The sequence below is a fragment of the Cypionkella psychrotolerans genome (assembly GCF_001294535.1).
Taxonomy (GTDB): Bacteria; Pseudomonadota; Alphaproteobacteria; order Rhodobacterales; family Rhodobacteraceae; genus Cypionkella; species Cypionkella psychrotolerans.
This window is the reverse complement of the sequence record NZ_LGIC01000035.1, coordinates 16221-37670: the sequence shown is the minus strand read 5'-3', so window position 1 is coordinate 37670 and position 21450 is coordinate 16221. Positions and strand designations below refer to the sequence as shown.

The 21450-nt window shown below is 59.3% G+C and carries 24 protein-coding genes; 13 read left to right on the top strand and 11 right to left on the bottom strand.

All coding sequences use genetic code 11. The features are described from left to right. The first annotated feature begins 154 nt into the window (after positions 1-154). Positions 155-1048: a LysR family transcriptional regulator gene (locus AKV04_RS08175; protein ID WP_054005970.1), complete on the top strand. Its 894-nt coding sequence runs from the start codon at positions 155-157 to the stop codon at positions 1046-1048. Between the two features lie 271 nt (positions 1049-1319). Here AKV04_RS08175 and AKV04_RS08170 read toward each other — a convergent pair whose 3' ends face one another. Together AKV04_RS08170 and AKV04_RS08165 are read right to left on the bottom strand one after the other, a co-directional pair. After that, positions 1320-2546, bottom strand: coding sequence for an RNA polymerase sigma factor (locus tag AKV04_RS08170; RefSeq protein ID WP_054005969.1), 1227 nt, complete (start codon positions 2544-2546; stop codon positions 1320-1322). A gap of 9 nt (positions 2547-2555) precedes the next feature. Next, positions 2556-2906, bottom strand: coding sequence for a YciI family protein (locus AKV04_RS08165; protein WP_054005968.1), 351 nt, complete (start codon positions 2904-2906; stop codon positions 2556-2558). Positions 2907-3064: 158 nt separating this feature from the next. On the opposite strand from AKV04_RS08165, the gene purL reads away from it, so the two are divergent. From purL to grxD, 4 genes are all read left to right on the top strand, one after another. Beyond that, the gene (gene purL / locus AKV04_RS08160; RefSeq protein WP_054005967.1) at positions 3065-5224 is read left to right on the top strand and encodes a phosphoribosylformylglycinamidine synthase subunit PurL; all 2160 of its coding nucleotides are present in this window, start codon (positions 3065-3067) and stop codon (positions 5222-5224) included. Further along, entirely contained in the window at positions 5221-5706 is a 486-nt protein-coding gene (locus AKV04_RS08155) for a GNAT family N-acetyltransferase (RefSeq protein ID WP_054005966.1), read from the top strand. The genes purL and AKV04_RS08155 overlap by 4 nt, the downstream gene beginning before the upstream one ends. A gap of 63 nt (positions 5707-5769) precedes the next feature. After that, entirely contained in the window at positions 5770-6006 is a 237-nt protein-coding gene (locus tag AKV04_RS08150) for a BolA/IbaG family iron-sulfur metabolism protein (RefSeq protein WP_054005965.1), read from the top strand. Between the two features lie 140 nt (positions 6007-6146). Continuing rightward, positions 6147-6509 carry a Grx4 family monothiol glutaredoxin gene (grxD, locus tag AKV04_RS08145; RefSeq protein ID WP_054005964.1) on the top strand — a complete coding sequence of 121 codons (363 nt, stop codon included), beginning with the start codon at positions 6147-6149 and terminating at the stop codon, positions 6507-6509. A 125-nt stretch (positions 6510-6634) separates the two neighbouring features. Here the strand turns inward: grxD and AKV04_RS08140 are convergent, their stop codons facing one another. The 3 genes from AKV04_RS08140 to AKV04_RS08130 are packed head-to-tail and all read right to left on the bottom strand — an operon-like array spanning position 6635 to position 7843. Continuing rightward, positions 6635-6973: an MliC family protein gene (locus AKV04_RS08140; protein WP_054005963.1), complete on the bottom strand. Its 339-nt coding sequence runs from the start codon at positions 6971-6973 to the stop codon at positions 6635-6637. Continuing rightward, on the bottom strand, positions 6970-7341 hold the full coding sequence (locus AKV04_RS08135; RefSeq protein ID WP_054005962.1) for a cell division protein ZapA: 372 nt from the start codon (positions 7339-7341) through the stop codon (positions 6970-6972). Before AKV04_RS08135 ends, AKV04_RS08140 begins: the two co-directional genes overlap by 4 nt. Next, positions 7334-7843, bottom strand: a complete 510-nt coding sequence (locus tag AKV04_RS08130; protein WP_054005961.1) for a hypothetical protein — start codon at positions 7841-7843, stop codon at positions 7334-7336. The genes AKV04_RS08135 and AKV04_RS08130 overlap by 8 nt, the downstream gene beginning before the upstream one ends. A 212-nt stretch (positions 7844-8055) precedes the next feature. Here AKV04_RS08130 and tkt point away from each other — a divergent pair, with 212 nt between their 5' ends. Continuing rightward, positions 8056-10071 (top strand): transketolase, encoded by a 2016-nt coding sequence (gene tkt, locus AKV04_RS08125; protein WP_054006013.1) that lies wholly within the window; start codon positions 8056-8058, stop codon positions 10069-10071. A gap of 54 nt (positions 10072-10125) precedes the next feature. Here tkt and AKV04_RS08120 read toward each other — a convergent pair whose 3' ends face one another. Continuing rightward, positions 10126-11097, bottom strand: coding sequence for a DUF808 domain-containing protein (locus tag AKV04_RS08120; protein WP_054005960.1), 972 nt, complete (start codon positions 11095-11097; stop codon positions 10126-10128). A 187-nt stretch (positions 11098-11284) separates the two neighbouring features. On the opposite strand from AKV04_RS08120, the gene gap (AKV04_RS08115) reads away from it, so the two are divergent. The 4 genes from gap (AKV04_RS08115) to AKV04_RS26635 all read left to right on the top strand — a co-directional run bounded on the left by gap (AKV04_RS08115) (position 11285) and on the right by AKV04_RS26635 (position 13932). Continuing rightward, the gene (gap, locus tag AKV04_RS08115; RefSeq protein ID WP_054005959.1) at positions 11285-12283 is read left to right on the top strand and encodes a type I glyceraldehyde-3-phosphate dehydrogenase; all 999 of its coding nucleotides are present in this window, start codon (positions 11285-11287) and stop codon (positions 12281-12283) included. 12 nt (positions 12284-12295) lie between these two features. Beyond that, the gene (locus tag AKV04_RS26640) at positions 12296-12439 is read left to right on the top strand and encodes a hypothetical protein (RefSeq protein ID WP_054005958.1); all 144 of its coding nucleotides are present in this window, start codon (positions 12296-12298) and stop codon (positions 12437-12439) included. Positions 12440-12529: 90 nt separating this feature from the next. After that, a complete protein-coding gene (gene gap / locus AKV04_RS08105) occupies positions 12530-13534 on the top strand; it encodes a type I glyceraldehyde-3-phosphate dehydrogenase (protein ID WP_054005957.1) in 1005 nt (334 codons plus the stop codon). 236 nt (positions 13535-13770) lie between these two features. Next, positions 13771-13932, top strand: a complete 162-nt coding sequence (locus AKV04_RS26635; protein WP_202905586.1) for a DUF1127 domain-containing protein — start codon at positions 13771-13773, stop codon at positions 13930-13932. Between the two features lie 57 nt (positions 13933-13989). Here the strand turns inward: AKV04_RS26635 and AKV04_RS08100 are convergent, their stop codons facing one another. The 3 genes from AKV04_RS08100 to AKV04_RS08090 are packed head-to-tail and all read right to left on the bottom strand — an operon-like array spanning position 13990 to position 16057. Next, the gene (locus AKV04_RS08100) at positions 13990-14511 is read right to left on the bottom strand and encodes a gamma carbonic anhydrase family protein (RefSeq protein WP_054005956.1); all 522 of its coding nucleotides are present in this window, start codon (positions 14509-14511) and stop codon (positions 13990-13992) included. Next, complete coding sequence (gmk, locus tag AKV04_RS08095; RefSeq protein WP_054005955.1) at positions 14508-15155, bottom strand: guanylate kinase; 648 nt, start codon at positions 15153-15155, stop codon at positions 14508-14510. Before gmk ends, AKV04_RS08100 begins: the two co-directional genes overlap by 4 nt. Before the next feature lie 2 nt (positions 15156-15157). Next, positions 15158-16057, bottom strand: coding sequence for a YicC/YloC family endoribonuclease (locus AKV04_RS08090; protein WP_054006012.1), 900 nt, complete (start codon positions 16055-16057; stop codon positions 15158-15160). Between the two features lie 171 nt (positions 16058-16228). On the opposite strand from AKV04_RS08090, the gene AKV04_RS08085 reads away from it, so the two are divergent. Further along, positions 16229-16876, top strand: coding sequence for a PAS domain-containing protein (locus AKV04_RS08085; protein ID WP_156317418.1), 648 nt, complete (start codon positions 16229-16231; stop codon positions 16874-16876). 111 nt (positions 16877-16987) lie between these two features. On the opposite strand, the gene AKV04_RS08080 is transcribed toward AKV04_RS08085, so the two are convergent. Then, complete coding sequence (locus tag AKV04_RS08080) at positions 16988-18358, bottom strand: class II 3-deoxy-7-phosphoheptulonate synthase (RefSeq protein ID WP_054005954.1); 1371 nt, start codon at positions 18356-18358, stop codon at positions 16988-16990. A 153-nt stretch (positions 18359-18511) separates the two neighbouring features. On the opposite strand from AKV04_RS08080, the gene AKV04_RS08075 reads away from it, so the two are divergent. Continuing rightward, a complete protein-coding gene (locus AKV04_RS08075) occupies positions 18512-19537 on the top strand; it encodes a GlxA family transcriptional regulator (RefSeq protein ID WP_054005953.1) in 1026 nt (341 codons plus the stop codon). Positions 19538-19543: 6 nt separating this feature from the next. Here the strand turns inward: AKV04_RS08075 and AKV04_RS08070 are convergent, their stop codons facing one another. After that, positions 19544-19954: a DUF805 domain-containing protein gene (locus tag AKV04_RS08070; RefSeq protein ID WP_054005952.1), complete on the bottom strand. Its 411-nt coding sequence runs from the start codon at positions 19952-19954 to the stop codon at positions 19544-19546. 292 nt (positions 19955-20246) lie between these two features. On the opposite strand from AKV04_RS08070, the gene AKV04_RS08065 reads away from it, so the two are divergent. Then, positions 20247-21437 (top strand): ABC transporter substrate-binding protein, encoded by a 1191-nt coding sequence (locus tag AKV04_RS08065; RefSeq protein WP_054005951.1) that lies wholly within the window; start codon positions 20247-20249, stop codon positions 21435-21437. Positions 21438-21450: the final 13 nt, after the last annotated feature.

The following is a 21450-nucleotide window of genomic DNA, read 5'->3' as shown; positions in this document are numbered from 1 at the left end:
GTAATGGCTGTGCGTGACGCTGAAATGACAGCGGACGAGGGATAAGGCTGACAAATAGAGGGAATAATTACGGATTTACCCGGTTTACAGGGCGGATTTTGTGCATAGATAAGCAGGCTCATGGTATCATCCGTGAAATAATTTTGAGGGACCGATGGACTGGGACAAGCTGCGCATTTTTCATGCGGTTGCCGAAAAGGGCAGCCTTACACATGCGGGCGAAGTGCTGCATCTGTCGCAATCCGCCGTTAGCCGGCAAATTCGCGCGCTGGAGGAGAGCCTTTCGGTGACGCTGTTCCACCGCCATGCCCGCGGGTTGATCCTGACCGAACAGGGCGAGTTGCTGTATGATGCGACGCAAGCGATGGTCAAACGGCTGGATGCGACGGCGGCGCGGATCCGGGATTCCGAGGATGAGGTGTTTGGCGAGTTGCGGGTGACGACGACGACGGGCTTTGGCACGTTGTGGTTGGCGCCGCGGTTGCCGGCGTTGTATAAGAAGTATCCCAGCCTGAAGATTGATTTGATGCTGGAAGAACGCGTGCTTGATCTGCCGATGCGGGAGGCGGATGTGGCCATTCGGATGAAAGAGCCCAGCCAAGCCGATCTGATCCGCAAGCGCTTGATGAACATTCGGATGCGGCTTTATGCGACGCCGGAATATCTGGCGGAACATGGCACGCCGCTGACGATGGATGATTTCGCGCAGCATCGGTTGATCTGCCAACATGCGGGTACGGCTCAGGTGGCGGCGGGGGCGAATTTGGTGGCAGAATTGATGGCGCATGACATTCCCTCGACGCTGACGGTGAACAACTATTTCGGGGTGCTGCAGGGGGTGTTGAACCATCTGGGCATCGGCGTGCTGCCAGATTACCTGACCGAAGACTTTCCGCATCTGGTGCGGGTGTTGCCGGAGACGGAATCGACGGAAGTGCCGGTGTTTCTGGCCTATCCTGAGGAATTGCGGCACTCGAAGCGGGTGTCAGCGTTTCGAGATTTCGTGACCGAAGAAATCTTTGCGTTTCGTAAGCGGCAGCAGTTGTAGGCTGCGCGAAAGCTATGGGGTGGAGGAAGCCTTGCCCGAGTGGGCGGGGCTTTTTCATTTCAAAGGCGCGCGTCCGCCATCAGGTGAAAATTGACCATTCGGTCAAAGCTATGCGCGCAACGCATGACGGCATTGCTGCGTTTGCAGCCTGTTCTTCATTGAGGCAATTCAGCCATAGGTATAGATACCGCTGTGAGGCAGCAGTCGAGTTCGCTCTTGTTGCTTCATACCTCCCTGTTGGACTTGGCCGAGCGAAAGCTCGGCCTTTTTTTTAGCTTTCGGGGGGGATTTTGTTAACTGCCCGCACATCAAGCAGATTTTTGCGGCGTTCGGCCAAAAATGCTGCGTCTGCGAGATTTGCTGCAAGTGCGATGGCGCGGCTGTAGGCGGTATAAGCGGCGGGATGATTCGCCGTTAGCGCCAACAGATGCGCAAGCGCGGCGTGGTAGGGTTGATAGCTGGCAAGAGCTTCGGCGAGGGGTTCGAGCAGGCGCAGGGCCTGCACCGCGTGTCCGGTTTCGGCAAGCGCCACTGCGTGATTGAGGGCTACGACCGGGGTGGGCTCCAACTCGAACAAGCGGGCATAAAGCGCCTCTATCTGCGGCCAATCGGGGGTTGGCGGCAGGATATGGGCGGCGGCGATGGCGGCTTTCAGCTGCATCGGGCCGGGACGGCTTTGGCTGATGGCGGCGTTCAGCAGGCTGAGGGCTTCGGTGATTTCGGCGGCGTTCCACAGGCTGCGGTCTTGGTGTTCGGGCGGGATGGTCTGGCCCTTTGGCGCGCGGGCAGCGGTGCGGGCCTGGGTGAACAGCATCAGCGCGAGGCAGGCTTGGGTTTCGGGATCATTGGGCAGCAGGGTTTGCAGCAGGCGGGCGAGGAAGATCCCGTCAATGCAGAGGCTTGGGTTGGCGGCGGCGTGGCCGGTGGTGAAGATCAGGTAGATCACCGTCAGCACAGAGCGTAGGCGTTCCGGCCAATCGGCGGGATCGGGCAGATCAAAACGCAGGTGCAGAGCGGCGATGCGGGCTTTGGCGCGGGTGATGCGCTGGCCCATGGTGGACTCCGTATCGAGGAAGGCGGCGGCGATTTCCGCGGTGGAAAGGCTGCAGACGGTGCGCAGGGTCAGTGCACAGCGGGATTTTTCATCTAGCGCCGGGTGGCAACAGGTGAAGATCAGCCTGAGGCGTTCGTCGGGGATGCTGGCGGGATCATCGGCGGCCTCATCGCGGGCGAGCTGGGTCAGCGCTGCGGCTTGGCGGCTATCGCGCGCCACCCCACGCAGGCGGTCGATGGCTTTGCGGAAGGCGGCGCGGATCAGCCACGCCTCTGGCCGATGCGGCGGCCCTGCCCGGCCCCAATGGATCAGGGCCGAAACGCAGGCGTCTTGCAGCGCATCCTCGGCGAGTTGGAAATCTTGCACCCGGGCGATCAGGGCGGCAAGGATACGGCCACGGTCCCGCCGCAGGCAATGTGCTAAAGCTGCGGCGGGGTCGCTCATGGTGTGGCCTCAGTTATATTCCATCACCGGGCGCAATTCGACGGTGCCCCAAGCCACCGAGGGGATCATTGCGGCATAGGCGATGGCGGCCTCTAGGTTTTCGACGTTGAACAGGTAGAAGCCGCCCAAATGTTCTTTGGTTTCAGCAAACGGGCCGTCCATGGTTTCGACCTTGCCGCCGCGCAGCCGTACCGAGGTGGCGGTTTGCACCGGTTTCAGGCCCTCGCCCGCGAGATAGGCGCCATCGGCTTTCAGCTTGGCGGTCAGCGCGAAATAGCCCTGCATGAAGGCGTCAAATTCGGGGCTGCCATGGGGCGGTTCGCTGCCGGGGGTGGAATAGATAAGGGCGATGAATTGCATTTTCGTCTCCTTCTTGGGTTTCGATAGCACAAGGACGTTCGGGCTTGGCCGATTTCGACAGCGCGCGTGAAATAATTGCGCGAAATTTGCCCCGGGCCTTTCCCTGTTGGCCCGCTTGGCCTATGACGCCCACAACTCTCATATATCCGGGGAATGCCATGACCGAGCCTGCCATCACGCCTGATCTGATCGCAAAGCATGGCATGAAGCCGGATGAATATCAGCGGTTGTTGGAGATCATCGGGCGCGAGCCTTCGTTCACCGAGCTGGGGATTTTCTCGGCGATGTGGAATGAGCATTGCAGCTATAAGTCGTCGAAGCGTTGGCTGCGGACCTTGCCGACCACTGGGCCGCAGGTGATTTGTGGACCGGGCGAGAATGCCGGGGTTGTCGATATTGGCGACGGGCAGGCGGTGATCTTCAAGATGGAGTCGCACAACCACCCGTCCTATATCGAGCCGCATCAGGGCGCTGCGACGGGCGTTGGCGGGATTTTGCGCGATGTGTTCACCATGGGGGCGCGGCCGATTGCGGCGATGAACTCGCTGTCGTTTGGCGTGCCGTCGCATCCGAAAACCGGCTATCTGGTGAAGGGCGTGGTTGAGGGCGTGGGATCTTATGGCAATGCGTTTGGTGTGCCGACGGTTGCGGGCGAGGTGCGGTTTCATAAATCGTATAACGGCAACTGTCTGGTGAACGCTTTTGCCGCCGGGTTGGCGGATGCCGACAAGATTTTCTATTCGGTGGCCTCGGGTGTGGGAATGCCAGTGGTTTACTTGGGCGCCAAGACGGGGCGGGATGGCGTCGGCGGGGCGACGATGGCCTCGGCTGAGTTTGACGACACGATTGAGGAAAAGCGCCCCACCGTGCAGGTTGGCGACCCCTTCACCGAAAAGCGGCTGTTGGAGGCTTGTCTGGAACTGATGGCTTCGGGGGCTGTGATTTCCATTCAGGATATGGGCGCGGCTGGCCTGACCTGCTCGGCGGTTGAGATGGGCGATAAGGGCGGCTTGGGGATCAAGCTGCAACTCGATGCAGTGCCGCAGCGCGAAACCAACATGACGGCTTATGAGATGATGTTGTCCGAGAGCCAAGAGCGGATGCTGATGGTTCTGAAGCCGGAACTGGAGGATGTGGCGCGGGCGATTTTTGTGAAATGGGATCTGGATTTTGCCATTGTCGGCGAGACTATTCCCGAGGATCGCTTCCTGATCCTGCATGGCAATGAGGTGAAAGCGGATCTGCCTTTGTCGAAGCTGTCTTCCTCTGCGCCAGAATATGATCGGCCTTGGGTGGAAACGCCTGCGGCTGCGGCCTTGGGGGATGTGCCTGCGATTGGCGCGATTGCGGGGCTGCGGGCGCTGATCGGTTCGCCCAATTATGCGCAGAAAGCTTGGGTTTACGAGCAGTATGATAGCATGGTTGGGGCAGATACGGTGGTGGCGCCGGGGGCTGGTGCAGGGGTTGTGCGGGTGCATGGCACGGGCAAGGCGCTGGCGTTCACCTCGGATGTGACGCCGCGCTATGTGAAGGCGAATCCGTTTGAAGGTGGTAAGCAGGCGGTGGCGGAAGCTTACCGGAACCTGATCGCTGTCGGGGCTAAGCCTTTGGCTACGACAGATAACCTGAACTTCGGCAACCCCGAAAAGCCCGAGATCATGGGGCAGATGGTGGGGGCGATTAAGGGCATTGGCGCGGCTGTGCTGGCGCTGGATATGCCGATCGTTTCGGGCAACGTGTCATTGTATAATGAGACGGATGGTTCGGGGATTTTGCCGACGCCGACGATTGGCGCGGTGGGGATTTTGGCCTCGTTGGATGATCTGATCGCCGGGCGTCCGATGGCGGGCGATGTGGCGCTGGTTGTGGGCGAGACGTTTGGGCATCTGGGGCAGTCGGCACTGTTGGCCGAGGCCTTTGGGATCGAGGCGGGGGATGCTCCGCGTGTTGATCTGGGCGCTGAGAAGGCGAGCGGGGATTTCATTCTGGCGAACCGCAAAGCCATTCGGGCTTGCACCGATTTGGCGGATGGCGGGCTTGGACTGGCGGCGTTTGAGATGGCCGAGGGCGCGGGTTTGGGTGTGGCGCTGATCGCGGGCGATATTCCGACGCTGTTTGGCGAGGATCAGGCGCGGTATTTGATCGCTGCGGATGCGACCGGGGCGCAGGCATTGGAGGCAGCGGCTTTGCTGAGTGGCATCGAAGTGATCCGCGTCGGCACGTTCGGCGGCGCATCGGTGGACTTCGGTGGCGACAAGGCAAGCTTGGCGGAGTTGTCGAACCTCTATCGCAGCGCGTTTGAGAAGGCAGTGGGGTGAGGCTGCGCCCTGCCCAGTCCGCTGATCTTGGCTTTATTCACAGCGTCACTCGGCGGGCTGACTATCTGCCCTTTCTGACCGATGAGGATGAGGCCGGGTTGGCGGTTTACCTGACCAGCCTTGCAGAGCGATTGCTGATCTGGGAAGACGATCACGGGCCGCGCGGGTTTGCGCTATATGCGCTGCCGCAGTTTGGCTCTGGCGTGGTCGAATTGCGGCGGTTGGCGCTGGACCTTCCGGGGCATGGCGAAGGTCAGGCTTTTATGCGCGCGCTCATCGACTATGCGTTTCAGGATTTGGCTGCGCAGCGGCTATGGTTGGATGCCTCGGGTGAGAATCTGCGTGCGCAGGCGGCGTATCTGCGGGCGGGGTTTGTGCTGGAGGGGCGTCTGCGTGGGCATTGGTATCGGCCCGCGTTGGGGCGCGTGGTGGATTTGCTGATCTACGGGATGCTGCGCAATGAGTGGCAAGCGCGGGGCTGATTGGCCTCTTGCACCGCCCCTGCCCCAAGCTTACATTTGGCGGGAGTAATTCAGGAGTGTGCAATGGCGATCGAAGCCCATGAGATTGAAGCCTTGATCCGCGTGGCCTTCCCGCAGGCCAAGATCACCGTGCAGGGCGACGACGGCGCGCATTTCTCGGCTGAGGTGATTGATGCCAGCTTCAAGGGCATGAACCGGGTGCAACAACAGCGCGCGGTTTATGCCAGTTTGAAGGGCAAGATGGACGGGCCAAGTGGTGCGCTGCACGCGCTGGCACTGACGACGAAAGCGCCGGAATGAGATGAAATTTAGGCATCTGGGTAATTTCGGTGGTGCTGCCTTCGGTATTGTTGGTGTGTTGATGGCCGTTATTGTCTGGGTGTGTCGGATTGCTATTGGCGATCAGGTGGAAACGTCGGAAACGAAAAGGAAAAGCGAGCATGACCGCTCTTGAGATGATCAAAGACACCGTGACGAAGAACGATGTGGTGTTGTTTATGAAGGGCAACAAGTTGATGCCGCAATGTGGGTTCTCGTCGAAGGTGGCGGGGATTTTGAATTATTTGGGCGTCGAATATGCCGATGTGAATGTGCTGGCGGATGCCGAAATCCGGCAGGGCATCAAGGAATTCTCGGATTGGCCCACGATTCCGCAGCTTTACGTCAAGGGCGAGTTTGTCGGCGGCTGCGACATTGCCATTGAGATGACTTTGTCGGGCGAGTTGGATGCATTGTTGGAAGCCAATGGTGTCGCGTTTGACAAAGCGGCAGCGGAGAAAATCCGCGAAGCGAATGTCGGCTGAGGACTGTGCTGATTGATCCGGGGGTGCGGGGGCCTGCCCCCGCGCCCCCGGAGTATTTATGCCGTTGTGAAAGCAAATTTTAATCAAATACTGCGGAGTTGGCGTTTGGTTACTGTTGTTTTTGGTTACTGTTGTTTGCAGTCAGAGTGCAGGATGGTTTCCTCGCCGCCCTTGGTGCCGTCTTTCCAGTAAAGCGTGCCTTCTTTGCCCTTGGTCCACCAGACATAGTTAGACCCGTCCGAGGGCCAGCCATAGCGGGCGCCAGAGGCGGCTTCTTCGGCAATCAGGTTGAAGTTTTCGCCCTTCACGGTGATTCTGATATTGCCGTCAGTGCCTTGAAGAACCGGGATGATCGTCCCGTCCGCGCACAAATACTGCGTCGTGCCGACATCAGCGACGGGCGGTGGGGCTTCTTCGGGTGTGCAGGCGGCAAGCAGCGCCAGCAAGGCAAATGTGCGGATCATTGCAGACGATCCTCGACGGAAGCAGCCATCGCCTCGGCCCGTGCAGCGATTTCGGCGAGAGTTTCCCGCAGGCCGGGCGGGATCACTGCGACCTCAATTTTCTCGCGTTCTGGCTGCGGGCGGGCTTCGATCTCGGCCAGTTTCAGTTTCAGCTGGCGGTTTTCATCCTCAATCGCGGCGGTTTTATCAGCCAACATCAGGCCTGCCATCAGCAGCATCCGCGATTCCGGCAGGCGGCCCATTTGCGCGACCAAGGGGGTGGCTTCGGTATCCAACATACCCGCAGCGCCGCGCAGAAAATGTTCCTCGCCGGGTTGGCAGGAAACGGTGAAATTACGGCCTCCGATGGTGATTTCGATATCAGGCATTGGCGGCGGCCTCCTCAATCAGCGGGTTCAGCGCGGCGATGATTTCCGAGAGCTCCTCGGCCTCAGAGGCGCGGGCGCTGCGCAGGGCGTCAAGTTCGGCCAACATGGCTTTGTTGATATGCTCGGGTTCGGTGACACCCAGCTCGGCGACATCGCGCAGGGCGGCGAGTTCTTCGTTCAATGCCGCGGAGGTGGCGCGCAGGCGGGCGAGTTCCTCGGATTGCGCGGCAAGCTGGGCGTTCAGCGCCGAGAGTTCATCGGTGAGTGCAGATTTCGTGGCCTCATCCTTTTGATGCACCGCGCGCAGGCGTTCCTGCAGCTGGGCGTTGAGCATGCGCTCTTCGTCAAGTTTCTCATTCAGCACCGCGAAATCGCTTTCGGGCAGCATCGCCGTGGGGTTGTCCGATGGCATTGGCACGGCGGCGCTGAGGTTTTCCACTCCGCGCCCGATGCGTTCGAGGGCTGCGGTGATGCGCCGCTCTAGTTCTGCGATATCCTGCATGGGTCTTACGCCCTTTCTGTTTCTTCTGGGCTGGCCCTGCCCTACCCGCGGTTCGCGAATCGGCAAAGCCTTGCGTTAAGGGCGATCTTAGCGGCTTGGTGCGGGGCCGTCTTGTCTTTTGCGTCCAAGGCCTTGCGGGGCGCGCTTGATCTTGCCGCACGGGCTGTTATGCAGCTTTCAGCCCACCCAATCTTATGAACAGGACATCAGCCTTGGATATCCAGACGCTTCGCACCGCTCACCCCGATCATTGGATGCGCGCCGCCGCCATCCGCACGCTGACGTTGGACGCCGTTGCCGCCGCCAATTCCGGCCATTCCGGCATGCCGATGGGCATGGCGGATGTAGCGACGGTGTTGTTTGAAAAACACCTGAAGTTTGATCCGAAAGCGCCGCGTTGGGCGGACAGGGATCGCTTCATTCTCTCGGCGGGCCATGGCTCGATGCTGATCTATTCGCTGCTATACCTTACGGGGTATGCCGATATGACGATTGAGCAGATCAAGAACTTCCGTCAGTGGGGCGCGATTACCGCAGGTCATCCGGAATATGGTCATGTGTCTGGGGTTGAGACCACCACTGGCCCGCTGGGTCAGGGCATTGCCAATTCGGTCGGTTTTGCGATTGCCGAGGAGAATTTGCGGGCGCGTTGGGGGGCTAAGGTTCAGGATCACTATACTTATGTGATCGCGGGCGATGGCTGTCTGATGGAGGGTGTTTCTCAGGAAGCCATTGGTTTGGCTGGGAAACTGCAGCTGAGCCGCTTGATCGTGATGTGGGACAACAACGGCATCACCATTGATGGCAAGGTGTCGATGTCGGATGTGACCGACCAGCGCGCGCGGTTTGCGGCAAGCGGCTGGAATGTGCTGCATTGCGACGGTCATGATCCGGTGGATATTGACCGGGCTTTGACGGCTGCGAAGAAATCCGACAAGCCGACGCTGATTGATTGCAAGACCCATATCGCTTTGGGCCATGCGGCGCAGGATACCTCGAAGGGCCACGGCGCTTTGACCGATGCGGCGCAGATGAAAGCCACGAAAGAGGCTTATGGCTGGACTTCGGAGCCCTTCGTTATTCCCGCCAAGATCAAGGCGCAGTGGGAGGCTTTTGGGGTGCGTGGCGGTGTGGCGCATGCTGAATGGGAGGCGCGGTTTGCGGCGCTTTCCCCGGCCAAGCAGGCTGAATTCAAACGGATTTTCGCGGGCGATGTGGTGGCGAAACTGCCAGCGATCATTCGCGGCGTGAAGAAGGCGGCCTCGGAAGCGGGAGCAAAGCTTGCCACCCGTTCGGCGTCCGAAAAAGTGCTGGCGGCGGTGAACCCGATTTTGCCGGAAACCATTGGCGGCTCGGCGGATTTGACCGGATCGGTCAACACCAAGACCGCTGATCTGGGGGTGTTTGGCGTTGAGGACCGCAAGGGTCGCTACGTCTATTACGGCATCCGCGAGCATGGCATGGCTTCAGCGATGAACGGCATGGCTTTGCATGGCGGGGTGCGTCCGTATTCGGGCACCTTCATGTGCTTCACCGATTACGCACGGCCGGCGATGCGTCTGTCGGCGCTGATGGGGATTCCTGTCGTGTATGTGATGACGCATGACAGCATCGGTTTGGGTGAGGATGGCCCGACCCACCAGCCGGTGGAGCATCTGGCGATTTCGCGGGCTACGCCAAACACTTATGTGTTCCGTCCTGCCGATCTGGTGGAAACGGCTGAGGCTTGGGAGATTGCCCTCAGCTCGAAGAAAACGCCTTCGGTGCTGGCGTTGAGCCGTCAAAACCTTCCAACGGTGCGGAAAGTCCATACCAATACCAATATGGTGTCCAAGGGCGCTTATGTTTTGGCCGAGGCCGAGGGCAAACGTCAGGTCATTCTGATGGCAACGGGCTCGGAGGTCGAGATTGCGTTGAAGGCGCGCGATCTGCTGCAAGCCGAGGGTATTGGCACCCGGGTTGTATCGGTGCCGTCGATGGAGTTGTTTGCGGCGCAGGACGAAGCCTATCGCCGCAAAGTGCTGCCAGCTGGTCCGGTGCGGGTGGCGATTGAAGCTGGCGTGCGTCAGGGCTGGGATCGCTGGTTGCTCGGCGAGCGTGGCCGCGACGGCAAGGCCGATTTCGTTGGGATGTCGAGCTTTGGTGCATCTGCTCCCATGGAGCGGCTGTATAAAGAGTTTGGCATCACGGCAGAGAATGCGGTGGCGAAGGTCAAAGCGCTGCTTTGAGAGCAACGTAAGGCGGGGTGAACCCCGCCCTACCGATACGGAATGGGGTCGCGCTTAATGCGCGACCTTTTTCGTTCCGGTGAATGCAGCCCAAGCGGGCAGCACGATTTTTGTGGCAACGGGAATCAGAGCCAAGCCCAAGGCCAGACCCAGCACGCCATCGCAGGCGGCGGTCACGGCCCACTCCACCAGACCAGCGGCTTGCGGCAAGGTCTCGGCTGCGGCGACGGCCCAATGGTGGATGGTGTTGTAGGGTTCGTGTTGGCCCAAAACGTCCAGACCGTGCACGATGATATTGCCGCCAACCCAGAGCATCGCGAGCGTACCGACGGTGGAGAGGAAGCTCATCAGTTTTGGCATCGCGGTGACAAGGCCACGGCCAAAGGCGCGGGCGGCAGAGGTTTTGCGGTTCGCCGCCATGTGCAGGCCGATGTCGTCCATTTTGACGATCAGCGCCACCGCGCCGTAAACCACGACGGTGATCATGGTGCCGACGATGGCGAGGGTGATCGCCTCCATCCAGAAGCTGCCTGCCGGGATGGCAGCGAGGGCGATGGTCATGATCTCAGCCGACAGGATGAAATCGGTTTTGATCGCGCCTGCGACCTTTTCTTCTTCGAGATGGGCGGGGTCTTTGGTGTCGAAATCGGCCTCGATCTGCTCATCGGCATGGGGCATCAAAGCGTGATAGACCTTTTCCGCACCCTCAAAGCACAGATAGGCCCCGCCCAGCATCAGCAAGGGCGTAATCGCTTGCGGCAGGAAAGCGTTCAGCGCTAACAGGCCGGGCAGCAGGATAATCAGCTTGTTTTTCAACGAGCCCTTAGCGATGCGGTAGATGATCGGCAGCTCGCGCTTGGCCTCAAAACCGTGGACGTATTTCGGCGTCACAGCGGCATCGTCGATCACCACCCCTGCCGCTTTCGCCCCGGCTTTCGCCGCAGCCCCCGCGATGTCATCAATCGAAGCCGCCGCGACTTTGGCGATGGCCGCGACATCATCCAGTAGTGCCAGTAAACCGCTCATGCCTGCCCCAAGGTTGTTTGAGGTTATTTAGGGGCTGCACCGGCAAAAGGCAAAGCCTGTGACTTGTTAGCGCGAACAGGCAATGTTTGCGATAACATATTGAATTCGTGTCGTTTTTAGACTTTTCGCCCGCGTCCGGCTTGCCTATAGCAAAATGGGATAGAGGTCGAAACCAAGGGGTGCGCGCATGATTACCATCGGGATCAACGGATTTGGCCGCATTGGCCGTTGCACTTTGGCGCATATTGCCGAGTCCGCGCGCAATGATGTGCAGGTGGTGGCGATCAATGCGACTGGGCCGATTGAGACCAATGCCCACCTGCTGAAATATGATTCGGTGCATGGGCGGTTTCCGGGTGTGGTGAAGATCTCGGGCAATGAGCTGGACCTTGGACGTGGGCCGATGCGGGTGATGAGCACCTATAACCCCGAAGAATTGGATTGGGAGGGCGTCGATGTGGTGCTGGAATGCACCGGGCAGTTCAACGAGCGTGAGAAGGCAGCGGTGCATCTGGGGCGCGGCGCGAAGCGGGTGTTGGTCTCGGCCCCTGCCAAGCGTGCGGATATGACGGTGGTGTATGGGGTGAACCATCGCGGCCTGACGGCGGATCATCATGTGGTGTCCAACGCGTCTTGCACGACGAACTGCCTCGCGCCTTTGGCGAAGGTTTTGAACGATGCCATTGGGATTGAAAGCGGGATCATGACGACGATCCACAGCTATACCGGCGATCAGCCGACTTTGGACCGCCGCCACAAGGATCTTTACCGCGCACGGGCGGCTTCTATGGCGATGATTCCGACCTCGACGGGTGCGGCCCGTGCGCTGGGGGATGTCCTGCCGGAATTGGCCGGGCTGCTGGATGGATCCTCCATCCGGGTGCCAACGCCGAATGTCTCGGCGGTGGATCTGACCTTCATCGCGAAGAAATCGGTGACGGTGAATGAGGTCAATGAGATCGTGCGCGCGGCGGCCTCGGGCTATATGGGCATGGTGATGGCCTATGACCCGGAACCCAAAGTATCAATCGACTTCAATCATACGCCACATTCGTCTATCTTCGCGCCAGACCAGACCAAAGTTGTGGGACGCTCGGTGCGGGTTTTGGCTTGGTATGACAATGAATGGGGCTTTTCCTGCCGCATGGCCGATGTGGCCGGGGTGATGGGGCGGCTGCTGCAATAAAGCGGAGATGCCGTGACCGACCGTATTGCTTTGGTGCTTGCCCTGCTGATTGCCGCCGCTATTGCGGCGGATGCGGCGTTCAACAGTGGTCACGCCTCGGTGTTTTTGCTACGCAAGCTTGGCGATCTGGTTCAATATGTGATGATCTGGCGGTAAGGCTTGGCTTTATCGTTGATTGTCACACCGATTTCGTGATGTTAGCGCTAGCATATCGCGCGTGAGTCGCGCTGTTTTCAGGAGGTTTGCATGGCCGTAAAAGTCGCCATTAACGGATTTGGCCGCATTGGCCGCAACGTGCTGCGCGCGATCATCGAATCGGGACGCACCGATATCAACGTGATCGCGATCAACGATCTGGGCCCGGTGGAAACCAACGCGCATTTGCTGCGCTTTGATTCGGTGCATGGCCGCTTCCCGCATGTGGTGACCACCACCGCCGACACGATTGATGTGGGCCGTGGCCCGATGCGGGTGACGGCTTTGCGCAACCCGGCGGAATTGCCGTGGGGCGATGTCGATATCGTGCTGGAATGCACCGGGATTTTCACCAGCAAAGAGAAGTGCAAGGCACATCTTGAGAATGGTGCGAAACGCGTGCTGATCTCGGCCCCGGGTGAGGATGCCGATAAGACGATTGTGTTTGGGGTGAATCATGACACGCTGACTTCGGCGGATTTGGTGGTTTCCAACGCCTCTTGCACCACCAACTGCCTGTCGCCTGTCGCCTATGTGCTGAACAAACTGATCGGCATCGAAAAAGGCATGATGACGACGATCCACAGCTATACTGGCGATCAGCCGACACTGGATACCATGCACAAGGACCTCTATCGCGGTCGCGCTGCGGCTTTGAGCATGATCCCGACTTCGACCGGGGCTGCTAAGGCGGTTGGTCTGGTGCTGCCCGAGTTGAAGGGCCGACTGGATGGTTTCGCCATTCGCGTGCCGACGCCGAACGTCTCGGTTGTCGATCTGAAGTTCATCGCAAAGCGGGCGACTTCGGTGGAAGAAATCAATGCTGCGATCAAAGACGCTGCGACTTCCGGGCCGCTGAAGGGTATTCTGGGCTATACCGAGTTCAAGAATGTCTCGTCGGATTTCAACCATGACCCACATTCGAGCGTGTTCCACATGGATCAGACCAAGGTGATGGACGGCACGTTCTGCTCGATCCTGTCGTGGTATGACAATGAATGGGGCTTCTCGAACCGGATGGCGGATACCGCTGTGGCGATGGGTAAGCTGATCTGACCTTAACGTAGGGCGGAATTCGCGCGAATTCCGGCACGATTTCTGATAGAAATCGGTTTGGGGGTGCCCTTGGGTGCCCCCTTTTCGTTACGGCGCAAATGCACAAGCCATGCACAAAACGCAATGCCGCATCGCAGCATTGTCGGTTGTTGGCGCTAACAGCTTTCCTATATTCTGATCATGCGAAAGGGACAAAGCCATCCGGGCCAAGTCATCGCAGAGGAAAAGGAAACATTATGAAATCGCTTATCGCTCAACTGCGTACCGCTGCCGAGAAACATGCCCTGTATCGTCGCACCCGTGACGAAATCGCTGGGATGCCGCGCCGGGTCGCACTCGATCTGGGCATCTTCCCCGAGGATGCAGAACGCATCGCCCGCAAGGCTGTCTGGGGTTAAGCTGCCGGGCTCTGGCCTGAAAATCTACGACGTTTCGGGGGCCAATCGGCCCCCTTTTTATTTGAGCAATACCAGCCCCTTGGCAAAGCGCCTCGCGTTGGCTTGATAGCCGGTCGCCGATTTCAGCAGCCGCGCTTGCGCCTCGGCGTCCAACTGGCGCACCACCTTGCCGGGCGCGCCCATCACCAAGCTGCCATCGGGAATCTCTTTGCCTTCGGTGATCAGCGCCCCTGCCCCGATCAGGCAGCCTTTACCGATTTTGGCCCCGTTCAGGATGGTCGCGCCCATGCCGATCAAGGTGCCCTCGCCAATGGTGCAGCCGTGCAGCATCGCCTTGTGGCCGATGGTACAGTTGGCGCCGATGGTCAGCGGATAGCCCATATCGGTGTGCAGCACCGAATTTTCCTGAATGTTACTGCCGCGCCCGACGAAGATTTCTTCATTGTCTCCACGCAAGATCGCCCCGAACCAGATGTTCGCGTCTTGCTCCAGTGTGATCTTGCCGATCAGCACGGCAGTGTCGGCGACCCAAGCCGAAGGGTCAATTTGCGGGGTCATTCCGTCGAGTAAGTAGATCATCGGGTTTCAAACTCTCGGTTCAGATTGCGGACGAAATCGGACAGATCAGGTTGGCGGTCGCGTTTCAGGCGTTCTGCTTGAAGAATGGCCGTCAACTCATTGAACGCACTGTCGATATCGCGATTGATGATGACGTAGTCATATTCGGCCCAGTGGCTGATTTCATCGCGGGATTTCTCCATTCGGCCTGCGATGATCTCGTCTGAATCCTGCGCGCGGGCGCGCAGGCGGGATTCCAACTCGGCAATCGAGGGCGGCAGGATGAAGATCGAGACCACATCGCGGCCCAAGGACGAGTTGCGGATTTGCTGGCCGCCTTGCCAATCAATATCAAACAGAGTGTCGCGGCCTTCACGCATGGCAGCCTCGACCGGGGCTTTTGGCGAGCCGTAAAAGTTGCCGAACACTTCGGCATGTTCCAACATCTCATCGGCTTGCACGAGGGCCTCGAAGGCGGCGCGGCTGTGGAAATAGTATTCGCGGCCATCTTCTTCACCGGGGCGCGGTTGGCGGGTGGTGGCCGAGATGGAAAAGCGCAAGGTCGAGTCCCATTGCATCAGCCTGCGGGCGAGGGTGGATTTGCCCGCACCGGACGGTGAGGACAGGATCAGCAAAAGGCCGCGTCGGGTGAGGGTTTGGGCCATGATTATTCCACGTTTTGAACCTGTTCGCGCATCTGATCTATCACGGTCTTCAGGTCAAGCCCGATGCGGGTGAGTGAAAGGCTTTGAGATTTGGAACACAAGGTATTGGCCTCGCGCATGAATTCCTGCATCAGAAAATCAAATTTGCGGCCCACCTGCCCCGCTTCAGTCAACAGATCACGGGCAGCTTCAATATGGGCGCGCAGGCGGTCGAGTTCTTCGGTGACATCGTTTTTTACTGCGGTCAGGGCGAGTTCTTGGGCGAGGCGCGTCTCGTCGACGCCTTCGGCATTGACGAGGACTTTCGTGAGCGCGTCGCGCAGGGTGGCGGGGGCTGCGTCGCGGCGGGCGGTGGCCTCGGTGTCAGCTTGTTGGGTGAGATCGGTGATCTTGTCGAGTTGGGCGGCGATCACGCTGTTCAGGGCAGCGCCTTCGGCGGCGCGCATGGCTCGGAAATCGCTGAGCAATCCGGGCAAGTCGGCGAGAAGGGCGGTGCGGATCGGGGTGGGGTCGGTGTCGGTGCTAGCGGCATCAATGACGCCACGCGCGGCGAGAACGTCGGCGCTGGTGGGCTGGCCAAGAGTAACCCCTGCGGCCATAGCTGCGTCTTCGATTTGGGCCAAGGCGCTGAGGACGGCGGACAGCGTGGCGGGGTTGAGGCGGAGGGGTTCGGCACCCTCGGCCCCAGCATCGCGGGTAGCTTTCAGCGACAGGCTGACGTTGCCGCGTTGCAGGGCGCGGCTGAGTTCGGCGCGCAGGGCGAGTTCCAAGCCATCAATCCAATCGGGCAGACGCAACCGCAGATCAAGGCCCTTGCCGTTGACCGAGCGGATGTCCCAGGCCCAAGTATAACCTGCCCCCTGCCCTTTGCGCGCCGCGAATCCTGTCATCGAAACTGTCATCGCTTGCTCCTTATCCGCCGTGCGCTGGGGACGCGCGGTGTTTACCATTTGTTGAGATTATCCGCGAAATGCGGGGCAACTGGTGTATATTAACTTATCAGTAAGCAATCTTAAGTTGAACAGCTCTACACGCTCAGATTGCTGCAACCCGATGCCTGTGGAGGGCCTACGATGTTAACTTTCTTTGGTAAAGGCCCGCATGGCAAGGGCGGTGATTGCAGCGGGTCTTCGACGGATATGCTAGCGGTGTTGCAGGTCGTGCGCGGCTATTGGGAGGCGTTGCGGGTGGCGGGTGGCTTGCCTCAGCGCAGCCAGATTGATCCGCGTGGGATGGCCGATTGTCTGGATAAGGCGTTTTTGATTGAGCAGATCGCGCCGGGACTGGCGCGGTTTCGACTTGCCGGGATGGCTTTGAACGATCTGCTGGGCATGGATCTGCGCGGGATGCCGCTGTCGGCGCTGTTGGAACCAGTGGCGCGGGCCCGGATGGGGCATGAGTTGGAGCAGGTTTTTGCCTCGCCTGCGATCATGGAAGTGTGGCTGGAGGCGGAGCGTTCGGTGGGGCGGCCTGCTTTGTCGGGGCGAATGCTGCTGTTGCCGCTGGCAGGGGCTGTGGGCGAGCCGAAGCTGGCGTTGGGATGTTTGGTGACGAAAGGGCAGTTGGGCCGGCAACCACGGCGGTTTGCGATTTCGGGGCTGGTGCGGGAATTGGTGGCGGGGTCGGGTTTGCGCGTCGTACCAGATGCGGAGCCTGTCGAGCCTGCACCGCCGCGCAGTTCGGGGCGGGCAGAGTTGCGATTGGTGAGTTCGCGCGGCTAGCAAAAAGGGGGCTTTCCGCCCCCTAACCCCCGAGGATATTTGCACCAATGTGAAATGCAAAAGGGGCGGGAATTTTTGTCCCCGCCCCTTTTGTTTTAATGTTCTTGGTGCTTACAGCGCGACGCGGCGAGCGGCTTCGCGTTGGGCAGAGAGTTCTTCCGACACCAAGAACGCCAATTCCAAGGATTGCGAAGCGTTGAGACGCGGATCGCAAGCGGTGTGATAGCGGTCGGACAGATTTTCGTCGGTCACAGCACGCAGGCCACCGGTACATTCGGTGACGTCTTGGCCGGTCATCTCAAAATGCACGCCGCCCGGCACTGTGCCTTCGGCTTTGTGGATCTGGAAGAATTCACGAACCTCGCGCAGCACCGATTCAAAGGGCCGGGTTTTGTAGCCCGATGCCGCTTTGATAGTGTTGCCGTGCATCGGATCGCAAGACCAGACCACGTTGGCACCTTCTTCCTGCACGGCTTTGATCAGACGCGGCAGGTTTTCACCCACCTTGCCTGCGCCAAAGCGAGCGATCAGGGTCAAACGGCCTGCCTCGTTAGCCGGGTTCAGCTTGGCCATCAGCACCTTGAGATCATCTGCCGTGGTGGTCGGGCCGCATTTCAACCCGATCGGGTTCAACACGCCACGGGCAAATTCGACATGGGCGCCGTCGGGCTGACGGGTGCGATCACCAATCCAGATCATATGGCCGGAGCCTGCTACGTTCTGGCCAGTAATGCTGTCGACGCGGCAGAGCGCTTCTTCGTATTCCAATAACAGCGACTCGTGGCTGGTGTAGAAATCGACGGTTGCCAGCGACGGCGCAGAATCGGAATTGATGCCCGCGGCAGACATGAAGTCGAGCGCATCGGAAATGCGGTTCGAGAGTTCGCGGTAACGCTCGGCCTTGTCATGCTCGGCAAAGCCAAGGGTCCAGGAATGGACACGGTGGATATCGGCGAAACCGCCCGTCGAGAACGCGCGCAGTAGGTTCAAAGATGCGGCGGCTTGGGTGTAGGCTTGCAGCATCCGCGACGGATCGGGGCGGCGCGCCTCGACCGTGGCGTCAAAGCCGTTGATGATGTCACCGCGGTAGGACGGGTATTCGACGCCACCGATGATTTCTGTATTGGCCGAGCGCGGCTTGGCGAATTGCCCCGCCATGCGGCCAACTTTAATCACCGGAACTTTTGCGCCATAGGTCAACACGACCGCCATTTGCAGCATGACGCGGAAGGTGTCGCGGATGTTGTCGGCAGAGAACTCGGAGAAGCTTTCGGCGCAATCACCGCCTTGCAGCAGGAAGGCCTTACCCTCGCCCGCCAAGGCCAGTTGCTTTTTCAGCTTGCGCGCCTCGCCTGCAAACACCAGCGGGGGATACTTGGCCAGTTGCGCCTCAACCGTGTTGAGTGCAGCGGTGTCCGGATAATCGGGCATTTGCACGCGCGGTTTTGCGCGCCAATCCGACTTTGTCCAACCCTTGGTCATGGGAGTTCCCCCTCTGTTAGCGATATCGGGGCGGTATAGAAAAAATATGCGGGATTGCAAAGAGCGAAAGGCGGTGTTTGTGCATTGTTCGCCCTTGCGGAAGCCGTTGTTTCCTGTTTCCTTGCGTCGAAACCGACACAAACAGGTCGCAACATGCCCGCCCCTACGCGCAAAGCCACCCAAGTAGAAAAGGCTGACGCGCCGCGTCGGTTTGTCTTCTTGCTGCTGGACAAGTTCACCATGATCAATTTCGCAGGCGCTATTGAGCCTTTGCGACTGGCCAATCACGTGATGGGCTATCCGATTTACTCTTGGGCCTTGTGCGGCGAAGGCGGGGTCGAGAAGACCTGTTCCAGCGGGGCGACCTTTAAGCTCGACTTCGGGTTAGATGAGGTGGACCGCGAGGATACCATTCTGGTCTGCGGCGGTATTGAAATTCAACGCACCACCACCAAGCCGGTGATCGGCTGGCTGCGACGCGAGGCGCGGCGCGGCGTGGCGATTGGCGGGCTTTGCACCGGGGCTTATGCGCTGGCCAAGGCCGGTTTGTTGGACGGCAAAAAAGCGACGATCCATTGGGAGAACCAAGACGGCTTTGCCGAGGAGTTCGAGGAGGTCAAGCTGACCAAATCGGTGTTCGTGATGGATGGTAATCGCTGGTCTACGGCGGGGGGGATTTCGTCGATTGATCTGATGTTGCGGATCATCGCCTCGGATCACGGTGAGGACCTGGCGAATAACGTAGCCGATTTGATGATCTACTCCACCATCCGCACCGATCAGGACACCCAGCGGCTGTCGATCCCGACCCGGATCGGGGTGCGGCATCCGAAGTTGTCTCAGGTTATCCAGATGATGGAAAACGCCATCGAAGACCCGATGAGCCCAGCGGATTTGGCCGAGGACGTGGGGATGTCTACGCGGCAGTTGGAGCGGTTGTTCCGGCGGTATCTCAATCGCTCGCCAAAGCGCTATTACATGGAATTGCGGCTGCAAAAAGCGCGCAACCTATTGATGCAGACCGATATGTCGGTGATCAACGTGGCTTTGGCTTGTGGCTTTGCCAGCCCGTCGCATTTCTCAAAATGCTACCGCAGCCATTACAACACCACACCTTACCGCGAGCGTGGCACCCAAGGGATGCCCAGCCCCGGAATTGGCGTGCGGCTGTCGATCTGAGGCCGATCAGAACACGTTAGCGTTAGTGCCGCTCAGAGGGTCGGCGCCGAAGCGATTGCCGCCAACTGTACCGCGCGAGCAGAACCAGACCAGCAGGATGATCGCCCCCACCAGTGGGATGAGACCGATCAGAAGCCACCAGCCGGATCTGTCGGTATCGTGCAAGCGGCGCACCGAAACTGCGATCCCCGGCAATATGTTGACCAGCGACCAGATCGTTGAAAAGATACCGCCCGCCACGGCGAACTCCATAGAACCCGCGCCACGGCTGAACGAGCCGCCGCCTTCAAGCAGCGCGATAACAAGCGCCACAACGATTTGAAACAACGTCCACCACCAATAGGCAGAGCGCTGCGAGCGGCCCGAGAAGTTTACATAGTTCGCATAGCCAGATTTCACGGCTTCGACAAAATTCATTTCTGACCTCACAAAATCCAATTTTGTATCCTTGCACGCGGTCCGATAATCTGTCCAGAAAATGCAAGCTCAAGCTGCAACGCCCCCCGCATTTGCAGCAAATACCTGCGGTTTCATTGGTCCATAGTGCTTTAAGCTTGAAATAACGCCATTCCGCCATTAGCCTGCTTGCAACCTGCTGCACCCAAAGCTGATGTATCGGAAGAAAATGTTGTCCTTTAAGACGCTTTTCTTTTGCGAAACGCCGCTCTAGGCTTGATGGCAGGATTGCGATCCAACATGGGAGATAACAATGAAAAAACTGCTTTTGGCCTCGGCGGCAACCGCCCTTATGGCTGGTGCTGCTTCGGCGGAAGATGTGAAAATTGGCGTTCTGATCGGCTTTACCGGGCCAATCGAATCGCTGACCGGCCATATGGCCAACGCGGCTGAATTGGCGATGTCGGAAGCCAATGCTTCGGGCAAAGCGCTGAACGGCTGGAACTTTGTTTCGGTGCGCGCAGATGACACCTGCGGTGACTCAGCGGCTGGCACTGCGGCAGCAGAACGTATCGTCACAGCTGACGGCGTTAAAGGCATCATGGGCGGCGATTGCTCGGGTGTGACCGGGGCTGTGTTGCAAAACGTCGCGCGTCCGAACGGCATCGTGATGGTCTCGCCTTCGGCGACATCGCCCGCCTTGTCGAGCGCTGAAGATGACGGCCTGTTCTTCCGCACCGCCCCGTCGGATGCCCGCGAAGGCGAAGTCATGGGCGACATTCTGGTCGAGCATGGCGTGAAGTCGATCGCGCTGACCTATTCCAATACCGACTACGGCAAGGGCCTGGCGGAAGCGATTGCAGCCGCGTTCACGGCCAAAGGCGGCACCGTGACCATCAATATCCCGCATGAAGATGGCAAGGCTGATTACTCGGCTGAAGTCGCTTCGCTGGCGGCGGCTGGCGGCGATTTGCTGGTTGTGGCGGGCTATCTCGACCAAGGCGGCAAGGGCATCATCCAAGCCTCGCTCGACGCAGGCGCTTTCACCAAGTTCGGTCTGCCGGGCGGTATGGTGGGGGATAACCTGCCGAAATCCATCGGTCCGGCTTTGGACGGCTCCTACGGCCAAGTCGCTCAGTCCGACAGCCCCGGCGCGGCTATTCTGACCGAAATGGGCAAAACCTCGGCAGCACCGTTCGATGCGACCTCGCCCTATTCGATGGAGTCGTATGACGCCGCGGCCCTTATCATGCTGGCGATGCAGGCGGCAAATTCCACCGATTCCAAAGTCTACAAAGACAAAGTGATGGAGATTGCCAACGCACCGGGTGAGAAAATCCTGCCCGGCGAAATCGGCAAAGCACTGGAGCTGATCGCGGCTGGCAAAGACATCGACTATGATGGCGCGTCGGGCGTGGAACTGATCGGTCCGGGCGAAAGCGCTGGCCGTTACCGCGAGTTTGAAATCAAGGGCGGCGTCTACGAGACGGTCAAGTTCCGTTGATTTCGACTCTGAA

What these genes read in the sequence shown, in the direction of transcription:
- purL (WP_054005967.1), top strand. Translation starts at nt 3,065, where the DNA reads ATGACCGAGCCTGCCATCACGCCTGATCTGATCGCAAAGCATGGCATG.
- AKV04_RS08090 (WP_054006012.1), bottom strand. Translation starts at nt 16,057, where the DNA reads ATGACAGTTTCGATGACAGGATTCGCGGCGCGCAAAGGGCAGGGGGCA.
- AKV04_RS08135 (WP_054005962.1), bottom strand. Translation starts at nt 7,341, where the DNA reads ATGCCTGATATCGAAATCACCATCGGAGGCCGTAATTTCACCGTTTCC.
- AKV04_RS08170 (WP_054005969.1), bottom strand. Translation starts at nt 2,546, where the DNA reads ATGAGCGACCCCGCCGCAGCTTTAGCACATTGCCTGCGGCGGGACCGT.
- AKV04_RS08140 (WP_054005963.1), bottom strand. Translation starts at nt 6,973, where the DNA reads ATGATCCGCACATTTGCCTTGCTGGCGCTGCTTGCCGCCTGCACACCC.
- AKV04_RS08085 (WP_156317418.1), top strand. Translation starts at nt 16,229, where the DNA reads ATGTTAACTTTCTTTGGTAAAGGCCCGCATGGCAAGGGCGGTGATTGC.
- AKV04_RS26635 (WP_202905586.1), top strand. Translation starts at nt 13,771, where the DNA reads ATGAAATCGCTTATCGCTCAACTGCGTACCGCTGCCGAGAAACATGCC.
- AKV04_RS08070 (WP_054005952.1), bottom strand. Translation starts at nt 19,954, where the DNA reads ATGAATTTTGTCGAAGCCGTGAAATCTGGCTATGCGAACTATGTAAAC.
- gmk (WP_054005955.1), bottom strand. Translation starts at nt 15,155, where the DNA reads ATGGCCCAAACCCTCACCCGACGCGGCCTTTTGCTGATCCTGTCCTCA.
- AKV04_RS08100 (WP_054005956.1), bottom strand. Translation starts at nt 14,511, where the DNA reads ATGATCTACTTACTCGACGGAATGACCCCGCAAATTGACCCTTCGGCT.
- gap (WP_054005957.1), top strand. Translation starts at nt 12,530, where the DNA reads ATGGCCGTAAAAGTCGCCATTAACGGATTTGGCCGCATTGGCCGCAAC.
- AKV04_RS08175 (WP_054005970.1), top strand. Translation starts at nt 155, where the DNA reads ATGGACTGGGACAAGCTGCGCATTTTTCATGCGGTTGCCGAAAAGGGC.
- AKV04_RS08065 (WP_054005951.1), top strand. Translation starts at nt 20,247, where the DNA reads ATGAAAAAACTGCTTTTGGCCTCGGCGGCAACCGCCCTTATGGCTGGT.
- AKV04_RS08120 (WP_054005960.1), bottom strand. Translation starts at nt 11,097, where the DNA reads ATGAGCGGTTTACTGGCACTACTGGATGATGTCGCGGCCATCGCCAAA.
- grxD (WP_054005964.1), top strand. Translation starts at nt 6,147, where the DNA reads ATGACCGCTCTTGAGATGATCAAAGACACCGTGACGAAGAACGATGTG.
- AKV04_RS08165 (WP_054005968.1), bottom strand. Translation starts at nt 2,906, where the DNA reads ATGCAATTCATCGCCCTTATCTATTCCACCCCCGGCAGCGAACCGCCC.
- AKV04_RS08075 (WP_054005953.1), top strand. Translation starts at nt 18,512, where the DNA reads ATGCCCGCCCCTACGCGCAAAGCCACCCAAGTAGAAAAGGCTGACGCG.
- AKV04_RS08080 (WP_054005954.1), bottom strand. Translation starts at nt 18,358, where the DNA reads ATGACCAAGGGTTGGACAAAGTCGGATTGGCGCGCAAAACCGCGCGTG.
- AKV04_RS08150 (WP_054005965.1), top strand. Translation starts at nt 5,770, where the DNA reads ATGGCGATCGAAGCCCATGAGATTGAAGCCTTGATCCGCGTGGCCTTC.
- gap (WP_054005959.1), top strand. Translation starts at nt 11,285, where the DNA reads ATGATTACCATCGGGATCAACGGATTTGGCCGCATTGGCCGTTGCACT.
- AKV04_RS08130 (WP_054005961.1), bottom strand. Translation starts at nt 7,843, where the DNA reads ATGCAGGATATCGCAGAACTAGAGCGGCGCATCACCGCAGCCCTCGAA.